General features: G+C 37.4%; 15 protein-coding genes. 11 read left to right on the top strand and 4 right to left on the bottom strand.

All coding sequences use genetic code 11. The features are described from left to right. Positions 1-131: 131 nt before the first annotated feature. The 3 genes from A3Q33_RS15845 to A3Q33_RS15835 all read left to right on the top strand — a co-directional run bounded on the left by A3Q33_RS15845 (position 132) and on the right by A3Q33_RS15835 (position 3,606). Entirely contained in the window at positions 132-443 is a 312-nt protein-coding gene (locus tag A3Q33_RS15845) for a DUF6559 family protein (RefSeq protein WP_081180781.1), read from the top strand. Positions 444-670: 227 nt separating this feature from the next. Then, positions 671-2,980, top strand: coding sequence for a putative bifunctional diguanylate cyclase/phosphodiesterase (locus tag A3Q33_RS15840; RefSeq protein WP_196797977.1), 2,310 nt, complete (start codon positions 671-673; stop codon positions 2,978-2,980). Positions 2,981-3,141: 161 nt separating this feature from the next. After that, positions 3,142-3,606 (top strand): GNAT family N-acetyltransferase, encoded by a 465-nt coding sequence (locus A3Q33_RS15835; protein ID WP_081180780.1) that lies wholly within the window; start codon positions 3,142-3,144, stop codon positions 3,604-3,606. A 105-nt stretch (positions 3,607-3,711) separates the two neighbouring features. Here A3Q33_RS15835 and A3Q33_RS15830 read toward each other — a convergent pair whose 3' ends face one another. From A3Q33_RS15830 to htpG, 3 genes are all read right to left on the bottom strand, one after another. Next, positions 3,712-4,107 (bottom strand): MAPEG family protein, encoded by a 396-nt coding sequence (locus A3Q33_RS15830; protein ID WP_081180779.1) that lies wholly within the window; start codon positions 4,105-4,107, stop codon positions 3,712-3,714. A 392-nt stretch (positions 4,108-4,499) separates the two neighbouring features. After that, entirely contained in the window at positions 4,500-5,144 is a 645-nt protein-coding gene (gene adk, locus A3Q33_RS15825) for an adenylate kinase (RefSeq protein ID WP_081180778.1), read from the bottom strand. 180 nt (positions 5,145-5,324) lie between these two features. Continuing rightward, positions 5,325-7,286: a molecular chaperone HtpG gene (gene htpG / locus A3Q33_RS15820; RefSeq protein WP_081180777.1), complete on the bottom strand. Its 1,962-nt coding sequence runs from the start codon at positions 7,284-7,286 to the stop codon at positions 5,325-5,327. 375 nt (positions 7,287-7,661) lie between these two features. Here htpG and A3Q33_RS15815 point away from each other — a divergent pair, with 375 nt between their 5' ends. The 3 genes from A3Q33_RS15815 (at position 7,662) to A3Q33_RS15805 (ending at position 10,344) form a co-directional block, all read left to right on the top strand. Further along, complete coding sequence (locus A3Q33_RS15815; protein WP_081180776.1) at positions 7,662-8,852, top strand: YbfB/YjiJ family MFS transporter; 1,191 nt, start codon at positions 7,662-7,664, stop codon at positions 8,850-8,852. 660 nt (positions 8,853-9,512) lie between these two features. Then, the gene (locus A3Q33_RS15810; protein ID WP_231295707.1) at positions 9,513-9,782 is read left to right on the top strand and encodes a hypothetical protein; all 270 of its coding nucleotides are present in this window, start codon (positions 9,513-9,515) and stop codon (positions 9,780-9,782) included. A gap of 106 nt (positions 9,783-9,888) precedes the next feature. After that, positions 9,889-10,344 carry a hypothetical protein gene (locus A3Q33_RS15805; protein ID WP_155866793.1) on the top strand — a complete coding sequence of 152 codons (456 nt, stop codon included), beginning with the start codon at positions 9,889-9,891 and terminating at the stop codon, positions 10,342-10,344. A 603-nt stretch (positions 10,345-10,947) separates the two neighbouring features. Here the strand turns inward: A3Q33_RS15805 and recR are convergent. Further along, positions 10,948-11,553 carry a recombination mediator RecR gene (gene recR, locus A3Q33_RS15795; RefSeq protein WP_081180772.1) on the bottom strand — a complete coding sequence of 202 codons (606 nt, stop codon included), beginning with the start codon at positions 11,551-11,553 and terminating at the stop codon, positions 10,948-10,950. A 229-nt stretch (positions 11,554-11,782) separates the two neighbouring features. On the opposite strand from recR, the gene A3Q33_RS15790 reads away from it, so the two are divergent. The 5 genes from A3Q33_RS15790 to A3Q33_RS15770 all read left to right on the top strand — a co-directional run bounded on the left by A3Q33_RS15790 (position 11,783) and on the right by A3Q33_RS15770 (position 17,014). Continuing rightward, positions 11,783-13,093 carry an MFS transporter gene (locus tag A3Q33_RS15790; protein WP_081180771.1) on the top strand — a complete coding sequence of 437 codons (1,311 nt, stop codon included), beginning with the start codon at positions 11,783-11,785 and terminating at the stop codon, positions 13,091-13,093. A gap of 2 nt (positions 13,094-13,095) precedes the next feature. Continuing rightward, entirely contained in the window at positions 13,096-13,623 is a 528-nt protein-coding gene (gene def, locus A3Q33_RS15785) for a peptide deformylase (protein WP_081180770.1), read from the top strand. A 193-nt stretch (positions 13,624-13,816) separates the two neighbouring features. Then, the gene (locus A3Q33_RS15780; protein ID WP_081180769.1) at positions 13,817-15,316 is read left to right on the top strand and encodes an MFS transporter; all 1,500 of its coding nucleotides are present in this window, start codon (positions 13,817-13,819) and stop codon (positions 15,314-15,316) included. 763 nt (positions 15,317-16,079) lie between these two features. Next, complete coding sequence (locus A3Q33_RS15775; protein WP_081180768.1) at positions 16,080-16,592, top strand: hypothetical protein; 513 nt, start codon at positions 16,080-16,082, stop codon at positions 16,590-16,592. Between the two features lie 128 nt (positions 16,593-16,720). Then, positions 16,721-17,014 (top strand): hypothetical protein, encoded by a 294-nt coding sequence (locus A3Q33_RS15770; RefSeq protein ID WP_081180767.1) that lies wholly within the window; start codon positions 16,721-16,723, stop codon positions 17,012-17,014. Positions 17,015-17,269: the final 255 nt, after the last annotated feature.

Genomic DNA, 17,269 nt, shown 5'->3' with positions numbered 1-17,269 from the left:
AATACAACTCAACACAACACAAGTCAATTAAATCAAGGCCTCTAGCTTTGACTACCTTGACCACTGCGAACTTAGTGTATATAATTCGCGCACTATTTTACAGGACGAAACCCACGCTAAGGAAAGGCAAGTTGTTTAAATCTCATGCAATTAAAAAGTACGGCGCCAAACTCATGCCTGTACTTGTTAACAGTTATGGTGCAAAAAAGCATTATAGCCCCTCTGAAGTTAGATCTACCGTTTACCACAACAATTTTAATCCAAAATATTTACCACTCGCTTATTTACTATGTCTTGAGCAAAGCGACTTAAAAAATGTTTTATTTACTGAATATCCAGAGCTTGATATTGAGCTATATAGAAAAGAAATAAGTGCTTATATTGTGCGTAAAAATTACAGTGAATATTTTCAACGTTTAAGCTTAAGTTTAAATCATAACTAACGGTTAGTAACAGTTACTAACCAAATTAAAACGAACTCATTTCTAACGGTTAACTCACTTCTAACGGTTAACTCACTTCTAACGGTTAACTCATTCTAGTCATGCCTATCTATTATGCGCTATTTATTATTTCTGCTATTTTTATTAAATAGATAGAACTTTTTCAGCATATTCTTCGTATTAGTAAATTCAACAGACAACATCACTAGCAAGAAGTTAATGTTTATATGATAGCTAAAATAAAAAATCGCTCAATTGAAAACAAAATTCTCTTAACAGTGAGCGCTGCAGCGGTGATCGGCTTCATTCCTATTCTTGCGATGAGTATAAAAATACAAGACAGCGTAGAAATTATACTTTCACTTTCAGCAATTATAGGTATTTTCAGCATTTTTTGTGGCGTACTATTCACTAACAGAACAAAAATATTTAGCTTTTTTCTTGCCGTTTTTGCTCAAATAATAATATTAGTAGCCGTTGAGTTGAAAGGAGAAAATTTAATTTATTGGGTTTTCCCCGTGGTAGTTGCCAGTTTCTATTTACTGCCTACAATAATGGCGAGTGTACTTAATGGTTTATTAATTACAATTACTTATCTCATTACCTATCAACAACTTGATAGTTTTACGATGACGCGCATTATCATATCAATGATTTTGACCAATGTATTTGCTTTAGCATTTTCAGTATTTATGCAAAATAAAAACCGACAATTATCAGACAATGATAAATTTAATCAACTTCGTAACAGAATTCTTGAGTTAATAGCAGCGGCGGATCAACTATCCAAAATATTACCTGCCATAATTCTTGGAATTGAAAAAGAACACCCTGAAGTGTTGTGTAGCATTTTATTAATTGACGACTCAGGAAAAAATTTAGTGTTAGGTTCTGCGCCAAGTTTACCTGATTTTTATAACCAAGCTGTCGACGGAATTGCCATTGGTCATGGCAGAGGCTCTTGCGGAACAGCAGCGTTTACCCGAGAAAGAGTTACGGTTACAGATATATCAACGCATCCTTATTGGGCAGCATGGGCAGATTTGGCTAAAAAAGCGGGTCTAGGTGCTTGCTGGTCAGAGCCGATTATTGACAGTAAAGGCAAATTACTCGGTACGTTTGCAATTTATCATCGTAAAAAATCAACACCAAATGAGATGGATTTCACACTTATAGAGCAAATATCTAACCTTGTTCGCATTGCTATTGAGCGAGATAAAGCTGATAAAATAATTTGGCATCAAGCCAATTTTGATAACTTAACTCAATTACCTAATCGTAATTTATTGATAGAACATTTAACAGCGGCAATTGAGAACGCTAAGCGCGATAAAAAACAAATTGCTATCGCCATGCTCGACATTGATAACTTTAAAGATATTAATGACTCTCTAGGGCATAGTGTCGGTGATAAATTACTCGTTGAAAGTGCAAACCGTATCAAAAGTTGTATTAGGAAAAATGATATTGTCGCACGTTTAGGTGGAGATGAATTCATCATAGTTCTGGTCGGCACGATTACTGAGATTGATGTCGACAACATCGGACAAAAATTATTAAACACGCTTGCACAACCCTATACTATTGATGATCAAAGTGTTCACTATACTGCCAGTATAGGTATTGCGCGTTATCCCAATGATGCCGACAACATTGACACATTATTAAGGAATGCCGACCAAGCTATGTATAATGCTAAAGCTCAAGGTCGTAACAGCATTCACTACTTTACCGAAAATATGCGTACTGATTTTCTCAAACGTATGGAAATTATTAAAGACTTACGCATTGCTATAACACAACAGCAATTTCATATGGTTTATCAGCCTATAGTTAACTTATCAAACAACACAATAGCTAAAGCAGAAGCACTTATTCGTTGGCAGCACCCCGAGAAAGGGTTAATTTCTCCGTTAGATTTTATCCCTATCGCTGAAGCTACTGGCTTGATAACAGAAATAAGTGAATGGATATTTAATGAGGTAACTCAGCAGGTTAAATATTGGAGAGAGACATATTGTCAAGATTTGATGATCAGTATAAATACCTCACCAGTACAATATAAAAATAAAGGACAGCAAATTACGGCGTGGGTTGCTTCGCTTAAAGAGCGAGATATTTCGCCGCAAGCTATTGCAATTGAAATAACCGAAAATTTATTAATGGAAAATCAAGAAGAAGTCGTCAGTGTGCTTGACCAAATTCGTCATAAAGGTGTTGCCATTTCCATTGATGATTTTGGTACAGGGTATTGCTCTTTCTCATACCTAAAAAACTACGCTATTGATTATTTAAAAATTGACAAAAGTTTTGTACAAAAGATGTCTGCTGATAATAAGGATGCCGCGCTTTGTGAAGCCATTATAGTAATGGCGAGTAAGCTTAACATTGACGTTATAGCTGAAGGTATCGAAACTGAACAACAGAAAGATTTTCTAACAAAGGCAGGCTGCTTGTATGGTCAGGGTTACTTATTAGCAATGCCATTGTCAAAAGAGCACTTTGAAGAATTACTCATCAAAGAAAAAAGCAGCTAATGAAAAAAGCGTAATCAGTACAGGTTATATTTTCAATAAAATGTAACCTTGTAGTCAGCCAAGCGCGATTTATTGGTAAAAAATTTAACTTCATAAACTCTTTACTGTACATCGCTATGGTATCGTGAAAATATATAAAAAATACCGTTAATCAAACTACTATGCCTAATAATCCCCTCTGGAAAAACAAAACTTTCTCACAGTTAAATACTAATGAACTCTACGATTTACTAAAATTACGTATTGATATTTTTGTTGTTGAGCAAACATGTTTTTATCCTGACTTAGACGACCATGACCGTCATCCACAAACCCAGCATTTATTTTGCTATCAAAACAACGTAATGACCGCGTATTTACGCATTTTACCTAAAGGGTTAACTTATCCTGAATACATTAGTATTGGACGTGTGGTTATTGCGCCCTGTGCTCGTGGAACCGGACTTGGCCACGAACTAATGCGTGTCGGTTTAGCTAAATGCTTAACATGCTTCCCAAATCAGATTGTTAAAATATCAGCGCAAGAGCATTTAGAAAAATACTACAATCAGCATGGTTTTGAACGTGTGAGTGACATGTATTTAGAAGATGATATTCCGCATATAGGCATGCTAAAAACACATTAAACTATACTTGAACAAGCAACACTTTAAGCCATTAAAACAACAAAAACGCTAACATTGATATAACCAATGTTAGCGTTTAAATTACTTTTCTAGTTTCGTTATAGCTTAGCCAAAAACGAATAAACGAATATTCTCAATCGATAAAACTAAAAGCACTGCGAATGTTGAAAGCACGCCCATTAAACGAGGCAGTGAACTGCCTATTGTTTTACTTAAACCAATGGCATGTGATACACGCGCTAACAATAGTACACCACCTAGAATATGCAACATCAACGCTGATGCGCCATTTATTTCGTAACAACCCAATAATATTAATGCTAATGGTACATATTCTGAAAAATTGCCATGAACTCGAACTCTCTTAGCTAAAACGTCATTGCCGTTAGAGCCAATACCAATTTTCGCACTCAAACGTACGCGAATAATATTTATAGATAATCCTAAATATAAAAGTCCTAATAAACTTGCGTAAAAGCCAGTTAATGAAAGCGTTACCATTGTTTTTCCTTCGTGCTAGATTAATAAATAATGAAGTTTCGTATTGTGCGGAATACTACCTATTAAGCGGCTCAATTCATAGCAGTATTTAGTTATATAGAAGTTCAAAGCGTTAAGGCTAGCGCTATAATGCAGCGCAGATATATTAGTGCTAATGACTTATATTAGGCGTATCAAGTTATGAAAACAGCATGTTTAACCGAGGCCTAACACCGTCGTGCTTTCGCCTCAGCTTACTTGGATGTAACTCATTTGGGCAATGTAGAAAAAATTAGCTAGACGGCTAATGGAGGATATTACCTGCACGGACGCAGATACTTAATTTTTGTCTTGAACATAAAAAAGCTCGCTTGCGCGAGCTTTAATTTCATAAATTGACAAAACGGCTTAACTTACGATAGTTTCTCATCTAACAATGAGCTAACTTGTTCAACAGGCTGCGTGCCATCAATAGTTAAATAAGCACAGGCGTCAGCAGCTGCTTCAGCTTGGTAGTAAGCAACTAATGGTTTAGTTTGTTCGTGATAAATACCTAAACGTTTACGTACTGTTGCTTCTTCATCATCTGGGCGAATAGACAAATCATCACCCGTTTCATCATCTTTACCTTCCGTTTGTGGAGGATTGTAAACAAGGTGATAAACACGACCTGAGCCAGCATGAACACGACGTCCGGCCATACGCTCTACTATCACTTCATCTGGTACGTCAAATTCAACTACGTGATCAACAGCAACACCATTTTCTTTCATAGCATCTGCTTGTGGGATTGTGCGTGGGAAACCGTCCAGTAAGAATCCTGCTTTACAGTCATCTTGTGCTATACGCTCTTTAACCAAACCAATAATTAATTCATCAGAAACGAGTTGCCCTGCGTCCATCACTGCTTTAGCTTTCTTGCCAAGTTCAGTTCCTGCTTTAATCGCAGCGCGTAGCATATCACCAGTAGATATTTGTGGAATGCCAAATTTAGCCATTAAGAATTGTGCTTGAGTACCCTTACCGGCACCAGGTGCACCTAATAAAATAATGCGCATTTAGTATAACCCTATTTAATAAATGAATTGGTTTTCGAAATTTCAAACACTATACATATTCAAAGGAATTCAAACAAGTAGCAAGCAGACTAAAAAAACAAAAAAGGAGCTAAAAAGCTCCTTTTTTTGACTAAAGTCTAACAACATTATGACTTAAGTAGTATTCAACCTAAGTTGTTACTATTTAGTCAGGCTTAACATTAGCTTGTTTAAACGTGAGACAAAAGTTGCTGGGTCTTTCAAGCTACCACGTTCTGCTAACATAGCTTGTTCGAATAATACTTCAGCCCATTGTTTGAACTGTGCATCATCTTGCTCTTCGGCAACGTGCTTGATTAAGTCATGCTCAGCGTTAATTTCAAAAATTGGCAATGAGTCTGGTACTTCTTGACCAACCGACTGCATCAACTTCATCATTTGGCTGCTCATGTCATGTTCGTCTGCAACGATACACGCCGGTGAGTCAGTTAAACGCTGTGAAATTTTAACGTCTTTAGCTTTGCCTTCAAGTGCGGCTTTAATGCGAGTAACAACTGAATCGAATTCTTGCGCAAGCTTCTCTTGTGCTTCTTTCGTTTCTGCATCATCCATATCACCTAAGTCTAAACCACCACGAGTGACCGATTGTAATTGCTTACCATCAAACTCAGTTAAGTGGCTAACTAACCACTCATCTATACGGTCAGACATCAACAATACTTCAATGCCCTTCTTGCGGAATACTTCTAAATGCGGGCTATTTTTAGCCGCTTCGAAGCTATCAGCAACCACGTAATAAATCTTGTCTTGGCCTTCTTTCATACGCTCAATATATTGCGCAAGTGAGGCACTTTGCATGCTGTTATCTTGATGTGTAGAAGCAAAGCGCATAAGTTTAGCAATCGCATCTTTATTAGCTGAATCTTCTGCTGGACCTTCTTTTAGTACTTGACCAAATTCATTCCAGAACAGTTGATATTGCTCAGCATCTTTGTTGCCTAATTTTTCAAGCATTTTTAAAACACGTTTAGTACAACCCTTGCGAATTGTTTCAGTGATTTTGTTATCTTGTAAAATTTCACGTGATACGTTCAAAGGTAAATCATTAGAGTCCAATAAACCTTTTACGAAACGTAAGTAGCTAGGCATGAATTGCTCAGCGTCATCCATAATAAATACACGTTGTACAAATAATTTTAAACCATGCTGTTTTTCACGGTTGTGCATATCAAATGGTGCTTTAGACGGGATGTAAAGTAATGACGTATATTCAGTCTTACCTTCTACTTTATTGTGTTCCCATAAAAGTGGGTCACCAAAATCATGCGAAACGTGCTTGTAAAATTCTTTATATTCTTCGTCAGAAACGTCTGATTTCTCACGTGTCCAAAGCGCAGTTGCCTTGTTCACTGGTTCCCACAATGCAGGAACAGCGTCACGCGCTTCAACAGCAGGCGTTGTTACATTGCCTTCGTCGTCTTTAGCTTCTTCAATCGCTTCAACGCCAGGCACTTCTGGTGTCAGCATTTCAACAGACACAGAAATATGATCCGAGTACTTAGTAACGATAGATTTTAAACGCCAGTCATCAGCATATTCACTTTCTTCTGCTTTTAAGTGAAGAATAATATCGGTACCACGGTTTGTTTTTTCAATTTTAGCCGTAGTGAATTCACCTTCACCAGCACTTGTCCATTCAACACCTTCAGACGCTGCAACACCGGCAGCACGTGAACGTACAGTAACCGAATCAGCAACGATAAATGCTGAGTAAAAGCCAACACCGAATTGACCAATTAATTGTGAGTCAGACGCTTGATCACCAGAAAGTTGTGAGAAAAATTCAGCCGTACCTGATTTTGCAATAGTCCCTAAATGTTCAACGATTTGGTCGTGAGTCATACCAATACCGTTATCAGAAATAGTCAGGGTATTGTTTTCTTTATCACAACTTACACGAACACGTAGATCACCGTCGCCTTCATATAAATCTGCATTCGACAATGCTTTAAATCGTAATTTATCAGCAGCATCAGCGGCATTGGAAACCAACTCACGTAAGAATATTTCTTTATTTGAATAAAGTGAGTGGATCATCAACTGCAATAGTTGTTTTACTTCGGTTTGAAAACCATGAACTTCTTTTTGACCTGTCTCAGACATTTGAAAATTTCCTACTCTAAATAGCATTAAAACGATTGGTTATGGTGACCATCAAACATTATACCTATTCCAGTAAGTTCCCGTGTAGAGACATACTTAATAGATTTGGTATTATCCAATACTCACTCGATAGTTAACATGTGGGGGTGGCGAAAATATTTTCAAGCAAGAAATAAATTTTTTTTCACAGAAAGCGCCCATATTTTCTGTCGTTTTTGTGGTATTTCATTGTCTTCATATACTTTTATACATACTCTACATAATAAATAATTATTTGCTTTCAGTAACTTCTGTACATACATTAAAGCGTTCGCTGATTACCACTTTTCAAGCGAGATAAGCTTTTGTCTAAGCAGCGATTACACAAGGATTAACATGTTTTTTGATCGAAATAGCAATGCCGCTATTCTATTAGCTGGTATTTTAGCGTTAGTGGTAGGCGTGGGTGTAGCGCGATTTGCTTTTACTTCTTTATTACCCTCTATGCTAGAAAACCACCTCAGTATTGCTTTCGCAGGTGTGCTCGCATCAATTAACTATGTCGGTTATTTGTCGGGCTCAATTTTTTCCATATTCATTAAAGATATACATGCCAAGGTTAGATTCTTCCGTATCGGTTTAGCTTTGTGTGTTATTACATCGCTACTACTGGCGTTTACCGAAAATAATACCATCTGGTTACTGTCTCGTTTATTTGCAGGCTTTGGTGCCGCCATGGCATTAGTGGTAGGCTCTGCTATTGTGATGTCAAAATTACAAAAAACCAATAAAACCAAGGCAATGGGCATTCATTTTAGTGGTTTAGGCTTTTCTATTTTAGTGTCTGACTTAATCATGCGCGGTGTATTTACTTATAGTACAAACTGGCAACATGCTTGGTTAGCTTTAGCTATTGCAGGCGCAATATTTGCCTGCTATTCCGGTTATATTTTAAGTTTTGAAAAACAACCAGCTGACCAAGTCATTAAACACAAATTTGATAAATCGCTATTTACCCCTTTAGTTATTGTACTCGCGCTCGCCTACTTTACAGAGGGCGTTGGCATGGTGGTTCAAGCTACATTTCTGCCTGATATTGTTAACTCATTACCTGGGCTCGACGGTTACGGTGGTTATGCATGGTTAGCGGTTGGTTTAGCGGGTATTCCTTCTTGTATTATTTGGATGCGATTAGCGCATAAATACAACAGCATCGATATTATGATAGTGGCAATGGCACTGCAGGTGGTGGGGATTTTAATACCGACATTTTCCGCTAATATCTATCTTAACTTAGTCAGCGGCATATTATTCGGCGCAACATTTATCGGGCTAGTATCATTATTTATGAATTATGGCGGCCAACTAGCAGGTAAAAACCCAGTATTTATTATGGGACTGATCACCGCGGCATATGGCGTTGGACAAGTGGTAGCACCGCTCTATTGTGTCGCATTAATAGCAGAGTTTAAAAACTATAACGCGGCGCTTTACTTAACCGCTTTTATTGTATGTTGTGGCATATTCTTACTTAAATACGCACAGACTAATTTAATTGCTAAGCCGGCAATAGAAAATAAAGCGTAAAATTATACAGTTGGATCAATAACAAAGCATGAAAAGAAAAATTAAAAACATCAATATTAGATTAATTTCAGCAATGGTATTTGTGATGGTTTGCATCTCTTTTTTGCCATTCGTAGCAAACGCAATTCAAACGTCTGTGGTGAATATTAAGCAGTAAATCATGCACATACTTATCTATCAAGCTTCGAATAAAGTGAGAGTAAAGTGAGAGTAAAGTGAGAATTATTGCACTTAATTTAGCGATAACAAAACAAAAATAAAGTGCTTTATTCTCCCACTAGCCTTAACTCAATACGCTATGTATCAATGCTCTATGAATAAATGTATAGACAGTTACAGGCGGGTTTAAATAAACATAGGTAAGCACGTTATGTAAGTATTTAAATGACACAAATATTATGCACTGTATTTTTAATCTGCTGTTTTGTAAAAGATATATTCCATTCTAATGGTATCTAATGTGCCATGCGGCGGTTCACATATCTCAAGGCTCATTTCTTACAAACAAGATGAAGTTTGAAAAGGCTAATGATTGCTGATAACGTATTTAAATTATTAATAAAAAGTGTATTGTGAGTCATTGAATTACGAGTTTTGGTATTAAATCGAAATGTTAATAATACACGGTTATGTGTCACTCAAACATGGATGTTAGATCAAATGAAAGATGATCAATTTAAAGCCTGGGAATCAACAAGAACAAAAGGAAAATTAAATTTTGTTCTCTTTACGGGCCTCTTATCATGGGGCTTACCAATGTTTATTTTCATAGCTTTTATGAATAAGCCTTTTACTGATGGCTTCACATCGAAATCCGCGATTGTTCATTGTATCGTTTGGCCATTAGCAGGAGTGTTGTTTGGTGTTCTAAATTGGTATATGTCGGAACGAAAGTACAAAAAAGAACTATCCAATCGCAATAACACATAACACGCTACAAACGCAAAATGAAGGTGGCTGTTTTCACTCCATTCAACATTTTAGCTAGCTGTATTTTTCCGCTTAAGCGGGCGTTTTATATACCAAGGAGATTGTATTGGAAATTATCAAGTCCTCGTTAAAAATGATTGGTAAAGGGTTTCTGTATGGAACAGGGTTTGCTTTAGGTGTATGGTTTTTATTTACGTTTGTTTTAAGTAATATCCGCTACCCAAACTCACCAATATCAGCAGAATCAGAATCTATTATTGAGGCTAATAGCTCAAAGGTTAAATCTAGCAAAATAGAAATATTAAGCTCTAAATCAATTTCTAGACCTTACCTAATAGATATTATCGGCACGCTTAAAAATACAGGAGACTTGTCTACAAATGGCGTAAACCTTAAAGTTGACCTCTTTGATGAAGATAAAAACTTTATATTTCAATGCGAAACTTGGTTATCTGATGAGATTGCACCTGAAAAATCAGTAAATTTTAAAGTTGGTTGCCACGGAATAAATGAGGACATTTATAAAAACTTTAGTAGTTACAAGCTAAAAGCATCGAGATAATTGGCATAATAAGTCATTAAATCAGGACAAAAAACAGTTGTTTTTTCTCCTTCTTTGCTAATTTTAACTAATTACTATTTATCTCTTAACTAGGCGATAATTAAACAAGGAGAATTCGGTGCACGGAAGTCGGTTAGTAGCATTAATATGCGCAGTAATGCTTGGGGGCGTAATAATAGCTTTTCCAGATCAATTCTTATTTTCTAAAGTAGTCCCTAATTCATTTTGGACTAAATATTTCCCATTACCGTTTGGTGCAGGATGGTTCATTTCATTTATGGCTTTACTGCCAATATTATTTACCAAAGCTCCGCTACTCTCAACCATAAAGTGGACGTTGACTAGCATATGCATGTCTATATTAGTATGTGTCCCTATCTCTGTCTTTATAGCTGAGGGCACGATATCAATTAATAATTTTATCAACCAATACATTTGGGTAAGTTTATTATGTATACCACCATTTATACTCCAAATATTATTAAGGTGTATAGATGGTGGCATTAAAAATATAGCTAATAAGGCCGATGACCGAATAAAGTGATAATGGAATTAAGTATATTTAGCATTTTGTTATTACTTTTAAAGCTAAATCATTAAAGCTTAAAAACTATAATTTTTACGTCCCGACAAAGCATGCGCCAAAGTATTACCATCAACATACTCTAATTCACCACCTACTGGCACACCATGGGCAATGCGTGAAATTTCAACATCGTGGGTTTGAGTAAGCTCAGCAATAAAATGTGCGGTTGCTTCGCCTTCTACAGTCGGGTTTGTGGCTAATATAACTTCAGTAAACTGCCCTGTCGCCAATTGTTTTTCTAAAACGTCTAAACCTAAATCGTCTGGACCTATACCATCTAGTGGTGACAAATGCCCCATGAGCACAAAATAACGACCTTGAAATTCGCCGGTTTGTTCAATAGCAATTACATCCGCAGGTGTTTCAACAATACACAGTTGTGTGGCTATTTTTCGTTTTGGACTCTGACAAATTTCGCACAAGGCTTCTTCGGTAAAATTACGACATTGCTCGCAATGACCAATATTTTCCATCGCAAGCGCTAAGGTTTGTGAAAGTTTGCTACCCCCGCGACGATTACGCTCAAGTAAATGAAATGCCATACGTTGCGCTGATTTTGCACCTACACCGGGTAAACATTTTAATGAATCAATAAGTTCTTGAACTAACGGGCTAAATTTCATTACAACTCTTTCTTGGCTTGATTGACTTTCATTTACCTTACGCTCAGCAAATGAATAATATTTACAACGGAGTTTATCATTGAGTTTAAAGATTGATAATAACTTATTAAAAAGAATTTTTCGGTTCAAGCAGAGTAATTTTACCCAAAACTTTGAAACTTAAGTATGATGGTGCTAATAAAAAACCTTCATCATTGAATCTTTAGCAACAGCATCAATAAGGCCAATTATGCTAACCAATATTTTCATTACTTTAGCGTTATTAATTGTCAGCTTTATTGGCTTACAACGGCTGTTTACCCTACCGAAAAATGTCTGGTTACTTTTTTTAGTGCAACCGTTAGTAATGGCTGCATCGCCGGTGATTGTTTTTATTGGCGGTATACTTGCCACAAGCATGGGCGCTGATCCGGCATTAGTTACCTTACCCGTAACTGTGATGATACTCGGTGTCGCCAGCGGCGCTATTCCCGCGGCTTTATTAGCTAAAAAGAAAGGCCGACGCTTCGCCTCATTCACCGGTTTTAGTTTAGGCTTTTCAGGTACCATGCTGGCAACGTTTGCCGCGTTAAATGGTAGTTTCGAATTGCTGGTATTAGCCAGTTTGCTCTTTGGTATCAGCACCGCCTTTATTCAACAATTACGTTTTGCTGCAATTGAAAGCGTAACTGACAATAATGAAGTGCCAACGGTACTTTCAATACTTATGCTCAGTGGTATTTTCTCGGCGTTTTTAGGCCCTGAAATTGCCGTAACCGCCAAAGACTGGTTAAGCTCTCCTTATGGTTATGCTGGCTCTTTCTTATTTCTGTCAGCGCTATTTATTATTGCCATGGTGTTGATGTTAGGTTTTAAAAATCCAGAAATAAAACACAGTGATAACGACGGTAAAATTCGTCCGTTAAGTGTCATCATTAAACAGCCCATTTTCATTATCGCAATATTGTCAGCCGCCATTGGCTTTGCGCTTATGAGTTACCTCATGACTGCCACACCTCTGAGTATGCATCAACTGCATGGCCACAGTTTAAACGATACAAAATGGGTGATACAAAGCCACATTGCCGCTATGTTTATTCCTTCACTTTTTACCGCTTTATTAGTTAAACGTATCGGTTTGAAGAACCTAATGTTAGCGGGCACCTTTATTTATGCGATTGTTACGGTTATTGCTTTGTCGGGTGAACAAGTTATGCATTATTGGTGGGCGTTAGTCTTATTGGGCATTGGCTGGAATTTCCTTTTTCTCACCGGTACTTCATTATTACCCCAAAGCTATCACGCCAGCGAGCGCCATAAGGTTCAGGCAATTAATGACTTTATTATTTTTGGCTTTCAAGCCACAGCGTCTTTACTGGCAGGTTGGATATTATTTAAAGCCGGTTGGCATGTTGTAGTGCTCACTAGTTTGCCTTTTATTATTATCTTGTTCGCTGTTAGCTGGTTTTACTTTAAAAAAGAGCGTGAGAAAATTAATCAAGCATCTGCTAATGCGGTTGCTAATGCCCAGCAAAAAATTATTCAACAGAGCGAAGTATAACCTTGAGCACTTTAACTATTTTACAACGTGGCGAGCCAGTGTTGTCTGCTGTCGCAATGCCGGTATCTAATATTGATAGCGCTGAAATAAAACAGCTGATTATTGATCTTAAATCTACCGTAGCCCTCGCAAAAGGTGTCGGTATTGCTGCGCCGCAAGTTGGGAAAAGTTTACGCCTATTTATTATGTGCTCTGCCCCCAGCGAGCGCTACCCTGATGCGCCGTTATTAGCGCCTTCTGTCATCATTAATCCAGAAATACTTAACACCCATGATGAACAAGAATTAGGCTGGGAAGGCTGCTTAAGTGTAAAAGGTAAACGAGCACTTGTGCCGCGGTATAGCAGCATAGATGTTAACTACTTAGACGAAACGGGCATCATGCATAATCAAACACTCACGGGATTTCTTGCTAGGATTTTCCAACACGAGCTAGATCATCTTGACGGTATCACCTTTATTGAGCGACTCGACAACGAAAGCGATGCGATTGACGAAGCTCAATGGCGACAAAAAACATTGAATAACTGAATCGATACACACCCTGCTTCAAATCAAGTTTAGACATTGAAAAGTGGTGAATACGTATGCAGCTAATGTTGTATTTTAAAGACTATTGCTAAGATGGAAATCGATACCGTTAACCTATATTTTTGGCTGAGCAAGTTTTTAAGCCTAAAAATAAAACAAGTTAACTCCGACTTATAACAATAAGAGTTCGTATATGACTAACAAACCACAACTTAATTTTTGGCAAATTTGGAATATGTGTTTCGGCTTTATGGGGATACAGTTTGGTTTTGCCCTGCAAAATTCTAATGTTAGTCGCATATTTCAAACCTTAGGCGCAGACTATTCTAATATGGCAATTTTATGGATTGCCGCCCCAATAACTGGACTTATCGTTCAGCCAATTATTGGTTATTTCAGTGACAACACTTGGAATAGACTCGGTCGACGTAAACCTTACTTTCTCTTTGGCGCAATTGCCGCCAGTTTATCATTATTTATTATGCCGAACTCCCCTACTTTGTGGGTTGCAGCCGGTATGTTGTGGATAATGGATGCTTCAATTAACGTTTCAATGGAACCCTTTCGCGCTTTTGTAGGCGATATGCTACCGAGAAAACAACGCGCAATGGGCTATGCGATGCAAAGCTTTTTTATTGCTGTTGCCTCAGTCGTCGCCTCCTCATTACCTTGGATGATGGCCAATTGGTTCGATATCAGCAATGTAGCAGAGCCCGGTTTACTGCCAGATACGGTTAAATTTTCATTTTATGCTGGTGGTGTTATTTTTTTCCTCGCCGTGTTGTGGACTATTTATTCAACCAAGGAATATTCTCCTGAACAACTACAAGCCTTTCAAGACGCCGAAGATAAAACGCAGACCGAAGAGTCTTTTATCCCTCGCACGGCAAAAAAATACTTTACTGGTGGTGCTACTTGGCTGTTACTAGGTCTAGTAAGTTTTGCGATAGTCGCGCTTAATGTTGAGCAACTCGATAAAAGTTTATTCATTCTTGCAGGTGGGTTTTGTTTCTTTGCTATTTGTCAGTTAGTGGCTGGTTTAATGGCAAAAAACAATAGTCATAATGGCTTTGCACAAGTCATGTCAGATTTATTTTCCATGCCGCAAACCATGAAGCAACTCGCCTTTGTACAGTTTTTTTCTTGGTTTCCATTTTTTGCCATGTGGACGTATACCACAGCAGCCGTTACTGAATTCCACTTTGGCAGTTCTGATGTAACATCGGCAGCGTTTAATGAAGGCGCAGACTGGGTGGGAGTGCTGTTTTCAGCTTATAACTTAACCTCGGTTTTTGCCGCAATTTGCATTCCAATCGTCGTTAAATACTTTAATTTACGCATTGCACATATGATCAACCTATTCCTAGGTGGTGCTGGTTTTATCTCGTTCCTCTTTATTAAAGATCCAACCTTACTTATTGTTTCTATGATCGGTATCGGCTTTGCTTGGGCGTCAATTTTATCGGTGCCTTACGCTATTTTAGCAAATGCTTTACCGGCGAAAAAAATGGGTTTATATATGGGGATATTTAACTTCTTCATCGTATTACCGCAAATATTAGCCGCCAGTATATTAGGCTTCTTAATTACCAAGGTTTTCGACAATCAACCGGTATATGCGCTCGCCGTTGGTGGTGCAAGTATGGTGCTTGCGGGGTTATTAACCTTACGCGTAAAAGAGCCTGAGTATTAGCCGTAATAGGCTCTCAGTCTCTCTATAAAGTTAACTGATTTTAACCATCACAAAGGCCTGACTTCGTAACGTCTAACGAACTCAGGCTTTTTTTCAACTTAACGTATAGCTGACTCTTCACTGGCTTCATCAATATGCTTAACGACTTATTCTTCATATATAATGCTTTTTATAATTAGCCTTAAACCCTGTAGTTAATAGCCATAACAGTGATAGTTGAAAATACTTACCAGCATTCCCACCCAATTGTATCTAGCGCAGCCAGCCAATTATATTTAAGTTTTCCACCCTAGAAGTTTTAAGTATTTATAAGCAACTGTGAGCCTCAAGTCCTTAAAATTATTTGAAGGAGTGATAGTATTTAGGGCAAAATCAACCAAGGTTCTCTGCTTACTTGTGAGGCGCGTCAAAGCTCATTACGGACACTGATGATTTAAAAGCTAAAGGCTTAAAAGAGCCTAAAGCAGACGTAGATGCCTCATCTTCCTGTTCTTAATTTAGTTTAATAACTGAGTATTTAAATGCAGCTGTACCTTGTTTCCTCCCAAGTCAGGAAATGAGGCAAGTTGCCTCATTTCATCTATAAGCAAAAATCTGTTTTTATCTGTAGGTAATAAGTGGTGTTAGCTGCAAAGATTTGTTATTAATATATAAAATAAATAAGGTGGAAACTTTTTTTCTGTAAAAGAGGCAAGTTGCATCCTATTAAATTGTTAGGCTTATTAAATTTATAATCAATCATGTCAACAATAAGGAATAAAAAGTGAAAATTAGATCAATATTAGCGGTGGTTTTGTCGAGTTCTTTTATATCAGCGCTACCTGCTTACGCAAATGATGATCAATTGCTGTTGAAGCAATTTCATGACTATGGGATCAAAAAGTGTGATGCTTTTATTATTGAAAAAAGTAAATTGAAAGGTGGCTGGAGCCTATTTATAAACAAACACGCAGGGGGCATAGATGGTCCTTCTACCGAAGTTACAATGACGCAAATTTTTGGCTCTAAAGATGACACTGTAAAAACCGAAGATACTTACATACAAACTAGTAAAAAGTGTTTTCTTCGACATACTTGGACAGTAACATTTCCTGGTTCCTGCGAAAGTAATATTGATGGTAATGCATGGTACATTTCTACCAAAATGCCAAATAAAGACTATACAACATATAAGAACTCAGGTGGTATAGAGTTGCATGCTAAAGAAATATCAATGGGCAACTTTAAAGCTTGTGTTCAAGAAGGTTCCAGCCGCTCTTCTGCTGCTCACGGTTAAAGCCTAACAAGTTGCTCAAAAGGACTAAAACAGTTTGCTCGTTTTTTGCAAAGTACCGCAAAAAACAAGCCAACCGTTTTAGCCACTTAGCAAGGCGTTATACGTTTCTAGAGTTTGGTGTAAATTAAATGTCTGAAGAAGCAATTAAACTTGCGAAGAAATTACTTGAGAGTGACGCTGATTTTTTAGATCACGTAACTGCATTATGCTACATCGGTAATGAGTTGCACGATCAATGCTGGAATACTGATTATCATATTTTTGCATTACTATCGTCAGAACTAGATCATCTTCCATTAAGTCATGTAAGACCGCAATGTTCAGCTGAATTTCTTGCTAAATCAGATAAGGAAATAGCTGAAAATATAGAGTTTTATCGGGCAGATGTTGTTATTGCTTGTAATAAAATCCTACAGCAATAAAACGTATAACAAATAAGAATAGGTGTCGCGTAGCCGACACCTTATTCGGGTGTTGGACAAGCCCGGAGCCTGCTTTATATAGTAAATAGCGTGATTGATTTTCAAGGTGGGTTGGCCTTGTATGTAAATACAAGGCGCACTGAGCCAAAGCGAAAAACCTGGGTGTTTTTCCGCTGTTAATTCAGTTATTTATGCATAGAATATTTATTTCCTCATGAGCGTTTGTTTACACCATCATCCTTTTCTTTCTTTCTT

Source organism: Colwellia sp. PAMC 21821 (assembly GCF_002077175.1).
Classification (GTDB): Bacteria; Pseudomonadota; Gammaproteobacteria; order Enterobacterales; family Alteromonadaceae; genus Cognaticolwellia.
Note: the sequence above shows the minus strand (reverse complement) of the source record. Positions and strands in the feature narration are given on the sequence as shown.

Excerpts from the sequence above, each read along its gene's own strand:
- A3Q33_RS15840 (WP_196797977.1), top strand. The coding sequence starts at position 671 with ATGATAGCTAAAATAAAAAATCGCTCAATTGAAAACAAAATTCTCTTA.
- A3Q33_RS15835 (WP_081180780.1), top strand. The coding sequence starts at position 3,142 with ATGCCTAATAATCCCCTCTGGAAAAACAAAACTTTCTCACAGTTAAAT.
- A3Q33_RS15830 (WP_081180779.1), bottom strand. The coding sequence starts at position 4,107 with ATGGTAACGCTTTCATTAACTGGCTTTTACGCAAGTTTATTAGGACTT.
- adk (WP_081180778.1), bottom strand. The coding sequence starts at position 5,144 with ATGCGCATTATTTTATTAGGTGCACCTGGTGCCGGTAAGGGTACTCAA.
- htpG (WP_081180777.1), bottom strand. The coding sequence starts at position 7,286 with ATGTCTGAGACAGGTCAAAAAGAAGTTCATGGTTTTCAAACCGAAGTA.
- A3Q33_RS15815 (WP_081180776.1), top strand. The coding sequence starts at position 7,662 with ATGTTTTTTGATCGAAATAGCAATGCCGCTATTCTATTAGCTGGTATT.
- A3Q33_RS15810 (WP_231295707.1), top strand. The coding sequence starts at position 9,513 with ATGAAAGATGATCAATTTAAAGCCTGGGAATCAACAAGAACAAAAGGA.
- recR (WP_081180772.1), bottom strand. The coding sequence starts at position 11,553 with ATGAAATTTAGCCCGTTAGTTCAAGAACTTATTGATTCATTAAAATGT.
- A3Q33_RS15790 (WP_081180771.1), top strand. The coding sequence starts at position 11,783 with ATGCTAACCAATATTTTCATTACTTTAGCGTTATTAATTGTCAGCTTT.
- A3Q33_RS15780 (WP_081180769.1), top strand. The coding sequence starts at position 13,817 with ATGACTAACAAACCACAACTTAATTTTTGGCAAATTTGGAATATGTGT.
- A3Q33_RS15770 (WP_081180767.1), top strand. The coding sequence starts at position 16,721 with ATGTCTGAAGAAGCAATTAAACTTGCGAAGAAATTACTTGAGAGTGAC.